An 11866-nucleotide genomic window follows, 5' to 3' on the forward strand; every position below is an offset into this window, starting at 1 on the left:
GAGAACCGTGCCCATGCCTAACAATAAAAACCATCTCACCCTCAGTGCGCCCTTGAGTGGACCGGTGCTGAAGCTGGGCAACGTCCCGGATGACGTCTTCGCCAGCGGCGCCATGGGCGATGGCATTGCCATCGACCCGCTTAACGATTGCCTGTACGCCCCGTGTGCGGGCGTGGTGATACATGTCGCCCGCACCGGGCATGCGCTGACCATTCGCGCCGACAACGGTGCCGAAATCCTCTTGCATGTGGGCATCGATACGGTCGAACTGAATGGCGAAGGCTTTGCCTTGCTGGTCGAAAAAGGCGCGCGGGTCGAAAACGGCCAGGCCTTGGTCCGCTTTGACCTGGACCGCATCGCCCGTCAGTGCAAAAGCCTGATCAGCCTGATCATCCTGACCAACGGCGAGCACTTCGAACAGCGGCCGATCAACCTGCAGACGGTAAAGGTCGGTGAGCCGCTGTTGCACATCTCGCCACGCAGCGCCTCGACCACACCGGCGCTGCCCGTCGACCACGCCAGCAGTGAAGCCAGCGCCAGCATTCGCATCACTCACCGTGGCGGTCTGCATGCGCGTCCCGCTGCGCTGATCCGCAAGACGGCGCAAGACTTCAGCAGCCAGTCGTACCTGCATTTCGCCGGCAAGTCGGCCTCCTGTGACAGCCTGACCGCGCTGATGGGACTGGGCATCGGCGAGCAGGACGAGGTACAGGTCAGTTGCCGTGGCATGGATTGCGAAGCGGCCTTGCAAGCCCTGCTCGCGGCGCTGTCCGTACCGGTCCACGACGCAGCCCCCGCGCCAGTGGCCGCTGCCCCACGCCGCGCCCCCGCCGAAGCGGGTGTGTTGCAAGGTGTCTGCGCCGCGCCAGGACTGGTCTGCGGGCCCTTGTTCCGGCTGAACGGGATTGAATTGCCAGCCGACCCGCGCAATCACGCGGTCGACGAACAGTTGCAGCATCTGGACGTTGCCCTGGAGCAGGTCCGTGGCGAAATCCGCGACACCTTGAACCAGGCACGTCGACGCAAGGACGAGGAAGAAGAACAGATTTTCACCGCGCACCTGGCGCTGCTGGAAGACCCCACACTGCTGGAAACCGCCACCCGCGCCATCGAACAAGGCAGCGCCGCCACCCATGCCTGGCGCGATGCAATCCAGGCTCAATGCACGGTGTTGCTGGCCTTGGGTAAACCTTTGTTTGCCGAACGTACCAACGACCTGCGGGACCTGCAGCAGCGAGTGCTGCGTGCACTGTTGGGCAAGGCCTGGCACTTCGAGTTGCCCGCGGGCGCCATCGTCGTCGCGCATGAATTGACCCCATCCGATCTACTGCAACTGAGCGAGCAGCAGGCCGTTGGTATCTGCATGGCCGAAGGCGGCGCGACGTCCCATGTGGCGATTCTTGCCCGGGGCAAAGGTCTACCCTGTGTGGTTGCACTGGGCGGCGCAGTGCTGGAAGTGCCGCAAGGCCAGCGCGTGGTACTGGACGCCAGCAACGGCCGCCTGGAACTGACACCCACCGAAGCACGCCACGCCGAGGTCCAGCAGATTCGCCAGGCGCAGCAACTCAAGCGCCAGCAGCAGCAAGCGCAGGCCCAGGCGCGCGCGCGCACCCTCGACGGGCTGGGTATTGAAGTGGCGGCGAATGTCGCGTCGAGCAACGAGGCGCTGCTCGCCTTTGCCAACGGCGCGGATGGTGTCGGCTTGTTGCGCACCGAGTTTTTATTTGTCGACCGTCGCACCGCACCCGATGAACAGGAGCAACGCCAGGCTTACCAGGCGGTACTGGATGCCATGGGCGACAAGCCGGTGATCATCCGCACCATCGACGTCGGCGGTGACAAGCAACTGGACTACTTGCCATTACCCGTTGAAGCCAACCCGGTGCTGGGCTTGCGCGGCATACGCATGGCGCAAGTGCGTCCCGAACTGCTCGACCAGCAACTGCGCGCCCTGCTTCAGGTCAGCCCGTTGCAACGTTGCCGGATCCTGCTGCCGATGGTCAGCGAAGTCGACGAGTTACTGCACATCCGCCAGCGCCTGGACCAGTTGTGCCTCGAGCTAGAATTGAGCCAACGCCCGGAGCTGGGGGTCATGATCGAAGTCCCCGCCGCCGCGTTGATGGCCGATCAATTGGCCGAGCATGCGGACTTCCTGTCCATCGGCACCAATGACCTGTCCCAATACACCCTGGCGATGGACCGCGACCACGCTGGCCTCGCCGCTCGAGTCGATGCCTTGCACCCGGCACTGCTGCGGCTGATCGCCCAGACCTGCAGCGGAGCCGCCAAACACGGGTGTTGGGTGGGAGTCTGCGGCGCCCTGGCGTCCGATCCACTGGCGACGCCGGTGCTGATCGGTCTGGGGGTCAACGAGCTGTCCGTCAGCCCGCCGCAAATTGCCGAAATCAAAGACCGCGTGCGCCATCTGGATGCCGCGCAATGCCGGCAACTGAGCCAAGGCCTGCTCAACCTGAGCAGCGCCCAGGCCGTTCGCCAAGCCTGTCACCACCATTGGCCGCTGAGCTGACAACAACAAGAAAAAAGGAGACACGCCATGTACCAACACTTTATCGAAGGCCTGCAACGCCTCGGCCGTGCGCTGATGCTGCCGATCGCGATCCTGCCGATCGCCGGCCTCTTGCTGCGCCTGGGCGATTCCGACCTGCTGAACATCGCCGTGATGCACGATGCCGGGCAGGCGATCTTCGCCAACCTGGCACTGATTTTCGCCATCGGTATCGCCGTGGGTTTCGCCCGCGACAACAACGGCACCGCCGGCCTCGCTGGTGCCATTGGTTACCTGGTGATGATTTCGACCCTCAAGGTGATGGACAGCACCATCAACATGGGCATGCTCGCCGGGATCGTCAGCGGCCTGATGGCCGGCGCGCTGTACAACCGCTTCAAGGACATCAAGCTGCCGGAGTACCTGGCATTCTTTGGTGGGCGACGATTTGTGCCGATAGTTACCGGCTTTACCGCTGTCGGTCTGGGAGTGATCTTTGGCCTGATCTGGCCACCGGTCCAGCACGGTATCAACAGCTTTGGCGCCTTGCTGATGGAAAGCGGCAGCTTGGGCGCGTTCGTGTTTGGCGTGTTCAACCGCCTGCTGATCGTCACCGGCCTGCACCACATCCTCAACAATATGGCGTGGTTTGTGTTCGGCAGTTTCACTGACCCGGTGACCGGCGCGGTGGTCACTGGCGACCTGACCCGCTACTTCGCCGGCGACCCCAACGGCGGCCAGTTCATGACCGGGATGTTCCCGGTGATGTTGTTTGGCCTGCCGGCGGCGTGCCTGGCGATGTACCGCAACGCATTGCCGGAACGGCGCAAGATCATGGGCGGGATTTTCCTGTCGATGGCCCTGACGTCATTCCTCACCGGGGTCACCGAACCCATCGAATTTGCCTTCATGTTCCTCGCGCCGTTCCTGTATTTGCTGCACGCGCTGCTGACCGGCCTATCGATGGCCGTGACCAATCTGCTGGACATACACCTCGGTTTTACCTTCTCCGGCGGATTTATCGACATGGTGCTCGGTTGGGGCAAGTCGACCAATGGCTGGCTGGTGCTGCCGGTAGGCCTGGCTTATGCGGCGATCTACTACACGGTGTTCAACTTCTGCATCCGTCGCTTCAACTTGAAGACACCGGGACGCGAAGACGTCCAGGTCGCACACGCCGAGGTCATGACCGACAACCAGCGCGCCTCTGCATATATCCGTGCATTGGGCGGCGCCGACAACCTGCTCAGCGTCGGCGCCTGCACCACGCGCCTGCGCCTGGACATGCGCGACCGCAACAAGGCGCTGGATGCCGAGCTCAAAGCGCTGGGCGCAATGGCGGTGGTGCGCCCGGGCAATGGCGGCAGTCTGCAGGTGGTGGTCGGGCCGATGGCCGACAGCATTGCCGATGAGATTCGACTGGCGATGCCATCCTTTGTCGAGGCAACACCTGGGCCGGTCGCGCCTGTGGATAAGCCGACGGCGGTCAATCTGCAGGAAGCGGAAAAATGGCTGAACGCCTTGGGCGGCCGGGCGAATGTACGCCAGTTGGAAGCGGTGGCGATGACGCGGTTGCGGGTGGAATTGGGGGATGGGTCGGTGGTGTCTGAACCTCAACTGACAGCGCTCGGATGCCAGGGGGTGAGTTCGCTGGAAAGCGGCGTCTGGCATCTGTTGATTGGCGACAAGGCTACGGGATTGGGTGAGGCGATGGAGCGGTTGGTCAATGGCCGCGAGGTCAGCGCCAGGGTTTAAAGGTGTGCTGGTTTTTATGACCATTCGCGAGCAAGCCCGCTTGTGTCTTGATCTAGGAATAAACTCTGGGGTGAGAGGGGTGGATGGCAAGCTGCAAGTCCGCGGTGCTCAAAGCACGTGTGGGAGCCGAGCTGCCATCCACCTTTCCACTCTGGCCTACAAGCCCGAACAGTTGGACGAGCAGCCACTCGAAATCACAAGCGTGGGCAAAGCCAGAGCACTCTCACATCTGAGTGTAAGAGGGTTTTGCCATGATTTCCTGGGTCGGTATCGACATCTCAAAATCAAACCTTGTCGTCTGGGTTAAACCACAGAGCGAAGGTTTCGATGTTTCAAACACTTCAGAAGGATTTCTTGAGCTGATTCGACGATTGAGTCAGTTTGAAGTCAGTCTGATTTTGCTGGAGGCCACCGGGGGCTATGAGCGTAATGCCATGGCGGCTCTGCAAGGCGCAAACTTCAAGGTGCTCAGGGTCAATCCTCGCCGAGCCAGATCCTTTGCCGTGGCGATGGGCAAGAATGCGAAGACTGACGCTATTGATGCGGCCGTTCTAGCAGACTTTGCTGAAGTGCTGAATGCCTCAAGCAGCAAGGTTATTTCGCCTGAGCGTGAAGCGCTCCGCGAGCTGGTTCAGCAGCGCGAGCATTTCGTTCAGCAACGAGACGACAATAAGCGCCGTCTTCAGCAAGCCCAGCTACCAGCCGTTATTGCGCTGATCAAAGGCCATATTCACTTCCTGCAAACGCAAATCAGGCAACTTGATAAGGCCATCAATCAGAGCATGCACGAACTGGACGCAGAAAAAGCCCAGCGGCTCATCTCTGTTAAAGGTATCGGTACGGTTGCCACCGCGAGTTTGCTGGTTTATCTGCCCGAACTAGGTGAGCTTGATCGCCGTGAGGTTGCGGCCTTGGCAGGTATCGCGCCCTTGAACGACGACAGCGGTAATCACAGCGGGAAGCGACATATCTATGGAGGCAGAGCCCGTGTCAGACGGGCTCTGTACATGTCCTGCTGGGTTGTAATCCGCCATCAGCCCGACTTCAAGGCACGCTACGAAGGCCTTCGAGAGCGAGGTAAGAGCGCGAAGGTCGCGCTCATCGCCTGCATGCGTGTACTGCTGATTAGGCTCAATGCCATGTTGCGAGATGGCACTGAGTGGCGGTGACGAATGGCATGGTGAAGACAGTTGCTCCCACATTTGAGGGTATTCACAGTTCAAAATGTGGGAGCGGGCTTGCTCGCGATGGGGCCCCAAAGCCAACAAAAAACCCGCTGACCAAACTGGCCAGCGGGTTTCCTGTTTTTACCGCCGACGAATCAGAAATTCGCCAACTGCCACACTTCATACGCTGGCGTCTCATACGGATGGCTGAGTTTGAGCGCAGCCACAACAGCCACAATCAACTCATCCGCCACCACCAGCTCAACCTTCCATTCTTCAACCACTTCGACCCGGCCCACCTGCCCGATAAACGGCTGGCTGCCGTCCAGGGCACGGAACTGGCCCTGGCCCAGCACTTGCCAGGCACAACAGTCGTAGTCGCCGATACGCCCGCCGCCTGCTTCAAAGACGGCAGTTTTCACCGTTTCGAGGTGGCCGTCGGGCACAAAGAAGGCAAGCTTGTACATCGCCTTAGTTCACCCACACGCGAGCGTTGCGGAACATGCGCATCCACGCACCGTCCTCGTTCCACTCTTCCGGCCGCCACGAGTTCTGCACGGCGCGGAAGACCCGCTCCGGGTGCGGCATCATGATGGTCACGCGGCCGTCGCGGCTGGTAAGACCGGTGATTCCGCGTGGCGAGCCGTTGGGGTTGGCCGGATAGGACTCGGTGACCTTGCCGTGATTGTCGACGAAACGCAGGGCCACGGTGCCGGACAGATCGGCTTCCAGCAGCGCTTCTTCGTTCTCGAACTCGGCATGCCCTTCACCGTGGGCGATGGCGATGGGCATTCGCGAACCGGCCATGCCTTGCAGGAAGATCGAATTCGATTCCTGCACCTGCACCATGGCGACACGGGCTTCGAACTGCTCGGAACGGTTACGCACAAAGTGCGGCCAGAACTCGCTCCCCGGGATCAGTTCGCTGAGGTTGGACATCATCTGGCAACCGTTGCACACGCCCAGGGTGAAACTGTCGTTGCGTTCGAAGAACCCCTGGAACGCGTCACGCGCGCGGCTGTTGAACAGCGCCGACTTGGCCCAGCCTTCACCGGCACCCAGTACGTCACCGTAGGAGAAGCCACCGCAGGCTACGAGGCCCTTGAATTCGTCGAGGTCAACGCGACCGGCGAGAATATCGCTCATGTGCACGTCGATCGCGTTGAAGCCGGCACGGTCGAACGCGGCCGCCATCTCCACCTGGCCGTTGACGCCCTGCTCGCGCAGTACCGCAACTTGTGGGCGAATGCCTTTTTTGATGTAAGGCGCGGCGATGTCCTGGTTGACGTCGAAGCTGAGCATGGTGCTCAGGCCCGGGTTGTGTTCTTCCAGGATCGCGTCGAACTCCTGCTCGGCGCAGTCGACGTTGTCACGCAAGCGTTGGATCTGGTAGCTGGTCTCGGCCCACTGACGTTGCAGCAGACGGCGCTGGCCTGCAAATACAGTGTCGCCGTTGAAGGAGATGTTGACTTCACCGTTATTGATCGGCTGGCCGATCACCGCCACGCAGTCGTCCAGGCCGGCAGCGCTGAATTGTGCAAGTACGTCCGGCGTAGCGTCCTGACGCACCTGGATCACCGCACCCAATTCTTCGTTGAACAGGATGCCGTTGATCTCGGCGGCATCTTCGGCAACGCTGTCGAGCACGATGTTCAGGCCGCAGTGACCGGCAAACGCCATCTCTACGACACTGGTCAGCAAGCCGCCGTCGGAACGGTCGTGGTAAGCCAACAGGTGGCCGTCGGCGTTGAGGCCCTGGATGACGGCGAAGAACGCTTTCAGGTCTTCGGCGTCATCGACGTCCGGTGCGTGCTTGCCGAGCTTGCCGTGCACCTGAGCGAGAATCGAGGCGCCCATCCGGTTCTGGCCACGCCCCAGGTCGATCAGGATCAGGTCGGTGGTGCCCTTGTCCATGCGCAGTTGCGGGGTCAGGGTCTGGCGGATATCGGTAACCGGCGCAAAGCCGGTAACGATCAGCGACAGCGGTGAGGTGACGCTCTTGTCCTGGCCGGCATCGTTCCAGCGGGTCGCCATGGACATCGAGTCCTTGCCCACCGGGATGGTGATCCCCAACTCGGGGCACAGTTCCATGCCAACGGCTTTCACGGTGTCGTACAGACGCGCGTCTTCGCCAGGATGGCCGGCGGCGGACATCCAGTTGGCCGACAGCTTGATGTCGGACAACTTGCCGATACGCGACGCCGCGATGTTGGTCAGCACTTCACCAATGGCCATGCGGCCCGATGCCGGTGCATCCAGCAGGGCCAGCGGTGTACGCTCGCCCATGGCCATGGCTTCGCCAGTATTGACGTCGAAACTGGTGGCGGTGACGGCAACGTCAGCCACTGGAACCTGCCACGGGCCGACCATCTGGTCACGGGCCACGAGGCCGGTGATGGTGCGGTCGCCAATGGTGATCAGGAAGCTTTTGCTGGCAACCGCCGGGTGGTGCAGCACGCGCTCGATGCTGTCGGCCAGTTCGAGGGCCGCTGGGTCGAAATCGTCACCCAACTCGGCTTCGCGAACCGCCGAGCGATGCATGCGCGGGGCCTTGCCCAGCAACACTTCGAGGGGCATGTCCACCGGGCTGTTGCCGAAGTGGCTGTCGGTGACCGTCAGTTGCGGCTCGGCAGTGGCTTCGCCGACCACGGCAAACGGGCAACGCTCGCGTTCGCAGATGGCCTGGAAGCGTGCGAAGTCTTCAGGACCGACCGCCAGAACGTAGCGTTCCTGGGATTCGTTGCTCCAGATTTCGTGCGGGGCCATGCCCGGCTCGTCGTTTGGAATGTTGCGCAGTTCGAAACGGCCACCACGTTCGCCATCGTTGACCAGTTCCGGGAAGGCGTTGGACAAGCCGCCGGCGCCGACGTCGTGGATGAAGCTGATCGGGTTCTTCTCACCCAACTGCCAGCAACGGTCGATGACTTCCTGGCAACGGCGTTCCATCTCGGGGTTTTCGCGCTGCACGGAAGCAAAATCCAGGTCTGCCGAGCTGGTGCCGGTGGCCATGGAGGAAGCCGCGCCGCCGCCGAGGCCGATCAACATCGCCGGGCCGCCGAGGACGATCAGCTTGGAGCCAACCAGAATCTCGCCTTTCTGCACGTGATTTTCACGGATGTTACCCATGCCACCGGCCAACATGATCGGCTTGTGGTAGCCACGCACTTCATCGCCACGCGGGGTGGTGATGGATTGCTCGAAGGTACGGAAGTAGCCGGTCAGCGCCGGACGCCCGAACTCGTTGTTGAACGCGGCGCCGCCCAGCGGGCCTTCGATCATGATGTCCAGCGCGTTGACGATGCGCTCAGGCTTGCCGTACGGCACTTCCCACGGCTGTTCAAAGCCAGGGATTTGCAGGTTGGACACGGTGAAGCCGGTGAGGCCCGCCTTTGGCTTGGCGCCACGGCCGGTTGCACCTTCGTCACGGATTTCACCGCCGGAACCTGTGGCTGCGCCTGGGAACGGGGCAATCGCGGTCGGGTGGTTGTGGGTCTCAACCTTCATCAGGATGTGCACCGGCTCCTGCACCGCGCCGTACTGGCGGGTTTCAGGGTCCGGGAAGAAACGGCCGGCGACAGAGCCGACGATGACCGAGGCATTGTCCTTATAAGCAGAAAGAACGCCTTCGCTGTGCATCACGTAGGTGTTCTTGATCATGCCGAACAGGCTTTTTTCCTGGTTTTCGCCGTCGATGTCCCAACTGGCGTTGAAGATCTTGTGGCGGCAATGCTCAGAGTTCGCCTGGGCGAACATCATCAGCTCGATGTCATGCGGATTGCGCGCCAGGCCGGTGAAGGCGTTGACCAGATAGTCGATCTCGTCTTCCGCCAGGGCCAGGCCCAACTCGGTGTTGGCCTTTTCGAGGGCGGCGCGTCCACCACCGAGCACGTCAATCACGGTCAGTGGCTTGGGCTCGGCGTGGCTGAACAAGCCAGCGGCCTGTTCCAGCTGGCTCACGATGATCTGGGTCATGCGGTCGTGCAGGCTGCTGGCAATCAGCTCGGCCTCGGCCTCGCTGAACTGGCCCGCGACATAGAAGGCGATCCCGCGTTCCAGACGCTGGATTTTTTCCAGGCCGCAGTTGCGAGCGATGTCGCTGGCCTTGCTCGACCAGGGCGAGATGGTGCCGAACCGTGGCAGGACCAGGAACAAGCGGCCGTTGGGCTCCTGTACTGGAACGCTGGGACCGTACTTCAGAAGGCGCGCCAGCACTTGCTGTTCGTCGGCGGTCAAGACACCGTTGACGTCGGCGAAGTGAGCAAATTCAGCATACAGGCCAGTAACAGCTGGAACCTTCTGGCTCAGTTGCTCAAGGAGTTTGCTGTGGCGAAAGGCAGAAAGGGCAGGAGCGCCGCGCAGGATCAACATCTTCGGGACAGCCTCGGGAAGGGGTGTGCTTTGAGGCCGTGCATTCTAGCGTAAACCGTCGCCAACGGCACCCGAAACGGCACTGCTGGCCGCTGCCGAACGTCAGTTGGCCGAATCAGCTCGCCATCGAGGCCGCATCCGGTCCATGCCGGGCAGTTATTTTAATCGTCATATTTTTCACCCAACCCCCGTTTTCAAGGCCTCCAGCGCGGTTTCAAGGGTGCTACCAGACAAGACCCGCGCTGTCGAGATATGGCGCCGAGGGTCCTTTGCGTATACTGCGCAGATGTTCTTCCCAACTGCTTTGCGCCCGCGATGCGCCAAATGGCTCATCGCTACCGGACTCTTCCTGATGCTCAGCGCCTGTGTTGATAAACCCAGCACGCTAGAGCGAATCAAGGAGGACGGCGTATTGCGGGTGGTCACACGAAACAGTCCGGCCACCTACTTCCAGGACCGTAGCGGCGAAACCGGTTTTGAATACGAACTGGTCAAGCGCTTCGCCGACGACCTGGGCGTAACACTCGAGATCCAGACCGCCGATAACCTCGACGACTTGTTCAGCCGCTTAGGCAAACCCAACGGGCCGGTACTGGCCGCCGCGGGCCTGGTCAGCAGCGAGCAGCGGCGGCAACAAGTGCGTTTCTCGCATCCGTACCTGGAAGTCACCCCGCAGATCATCTACCGCAACGGCCAATCCCGCCCCACCAGCGCCGCAGACTTGGTGGGTAAAAAGATCATGGTGCTCAAGGGCAGCACCCATGCCGAACAATTGGCCGCGCTGAAACAGAAAAATCCCGCAATTGAATACGAAGAGTCCGACGCTGTTGAAGTGGTCGACTTGCTGCGCATGGTCGATGAAGGCCAGATCGACCTGACGCTGGTGGACTCCAACGAAGTCGCCATGAATCAGGTGTACTTCCCCAAGGTCCGCGTCGCCTTTGACCTGGGAGACGCCAGCGATCAAAGCTGGGCCGTGGCGCCGGGCGAGGACAACAGCCTGCTCGACGAAGTCAACAGCTACCTGGATAAGGTAGAAAAGAACGGCACCCTGCAACGCCTGAAAGATCGCTACTACGGCCACGTTGATGTGCTCGGGTATGTCGGCGCCTATACCTTCGCCCAACACCTGCAGCAGCGTTTGCCCAAGTACGAGAAGTTCTTCAAGGCCTCGGCCAAGGAAGAAAAAGTCGACTGGCGACTGTTGGCTGCGATTGGCTACCAGGAATCCCTCTGGCAACCGACAGTCACCTCGAAAACCGGCGTGCGTGGCTTAATGATGCTGACGCAGAACACCGCCCGGGCAATGGGCGTATCTAATCGCCTCGACGCCCGGCAGAGCATCAAGGGCGGCGCCAAATACATCGCCATGATCAAGAACGAGCTGGACGACAAGATTGAGGAGCCCGACCGCACCTGGTTCGCCCTCGCGGCCTACAACGTTGGCGGCGGTCATCTGGATGACGCGCGCAAACTGGCGAAGCAGGAAGGGCTGAACCCCAACAAGTGGCTCGACGTGAAGAAAATGCTGCCGCGCCTTTCACAGAAGCGCTGGTACAGCAAGACCCGCTACGGCTATGCCCGGGGCGGTGAACCCGTGCATTTCGTGGCCAACATCCGCCGCTACTACGACATCCTGACCTGGGTGACCCAGCCGCAACTGGAGGGCGAGCAGGCGGTTGAAGGCGCCCTGCATGTGCCGGGCGTGGACAAGACCAAGCCGGCGCAAGACACCCCGCCGCTCTAAATACACCGCTGCTCCCACATTTTGATCTCCACTTGGCTAAAGGCCGGTGAGTAGATGTACAACACCACCGTCCAGCACCATCACTCCCGGCACACCTGCTGCCTTCAACGCCGCCGCATCCAGACGCCCCGCATCCTGCAGTTGCACCCGAACCCGCGTCAGCGCCACGCGCTGTTGCGATTCAAGGTTGTCCGCGCCACCCAACGCCTCCAGCACAGCGGGCGCTAACAGTGTTTCAGCCACGGCGGCGGTGGGCGGTGTTTCAAGAATCAAATCCGGCGTCAGGGCTTTCCAGAACGCCTGCTGCAATTTCTCGAACATGAC

Annotated in this window: 7 protein-coding genes; 4 read left to right on the forward strand and 3 right to left on the reverse strand. The window is 61.3% G+C overall.

Annotation, left to right across the window (positions count from 1 at the left end; genetic code table 11):
• Positions 1 to 13 precede the first annotated feature (13 nt).
• The 3 genes from ptsP to BLU75_RS17235 all read left to right on the forward strand — a co-directional run bounded on the left by ptsP (position 14) and on the right by BLU75_RS17235 (position 5430).
• The gene (gene ptsP / locus BLU75_RS17225) at positions 14 to 2527 is read left to right on the forward strand and encodes a phosphoenolpyruvate--protein phosphotransferase (RefSeq protein WP_084377329.1); all 2514 of its coding nucleotides are present in this window, start codon (positions 14 to 16) and stop codon (positions 2525 to 2527) included.
• Between the two features lie 27 nt (positions 2528 to 2554).
• A complete protein-coding gene (gene nagE, locus BLU75_RS17230) occupies positions 2555 to 4261 on the forward strand; it encodes an N-acetylglucosamine-specific PTS transporter subunit IIBC (RefSeq protein ID WP_084377331.1) in 1707 nt (568 codons plus the stop codon).
• Positions 4262 to 4512: 251 nt separating this feature from the next.
• A complete protein-coding gene (locus BLU75_RS17235; RefSeq protein ID WP_084381955.1) occupies positions 4513 to 5430 on the forward strand; it encodes an IS110 family transposase in 918 nt (305 codons plus the stop codon).
• A 152-nt stretch (positions 5431 to 5582) separates the two neighbouring features.
• Here the strand turns inward: BLU75_RS17235 and BLU75_RS17240 are convergent, their stop codons facing one another.
• The gene (locus tag BLU75_RS17240) at positions 5583 to 5894 is read right to left on the reverse strand and encodes a YqfO family protein (RefSeq protein WP_084381941.1); all 312 of its coding nucleotides are present in this window, start codon (positions 5892 to 5894) and stop codon (positions 5583 to 5585) included.
• Between the two features lie 4 nt (positions 5895 to 5898).
• Entirely contained in the window at positions 5899 to 9795 is a 3897-nt protein-coding gene (purL, locus tag BLU75_RS17245; protein WP_084381942.1) for a phosphoribosylformylglycinamidine synthase, read from the reverse strand.
• A 286-nt stretch (positions 9796 to 10081) separates the two neighbouring features.
• Between purL and mltF the strand changes: the two genes are divergently transcribed.
• Positions 10082 to 11542 carry a membrane-bound lytic murein transglycosylase MltF gene (mltF, locus tag BLU75_RS17250; RefSeq protein ID WP_084381943.1) on the forward strand — a complete coding sequence of 487 codons (1461 nt, stop codon included), beginning with the start codon at positions 10082 to 10084 and terminating at the stop codon, positions 11540 to 11542.
• 36 nt (positions 11543 to 11578) lie between these two features.
• On the opposite strand, the gene BLU75_RS17255 is transcribed toward mltF, so the two are convergent.
• Positions 11579 to 11863 carry a PTS transporter subunit EIIB gene (locus BLU75_RS17255; RefSeq protein WP_084381944.1) on the reverse strand — a complete coding sequence of 95 codons (285 nt, stop codon included), beginning with the start codon at positions 11861 to 11863 and terminating at the stop codon, positions 11579 to 11581.
• Between the last annotated feature and the right edge of the window lie 3 nt (positions 11864 to 11866).

Origin of the sequence: Pseudomonas mucidolens (assembly GCF_900106045.1) — a bacterium.
Lineage (GTDB): Bacteria > Pseudomonadota > Gammaproteobacteria > Pseudomonadales > Pseudomonadaceae > Aquipseudomonas > Aquipseudomonas mucidolens.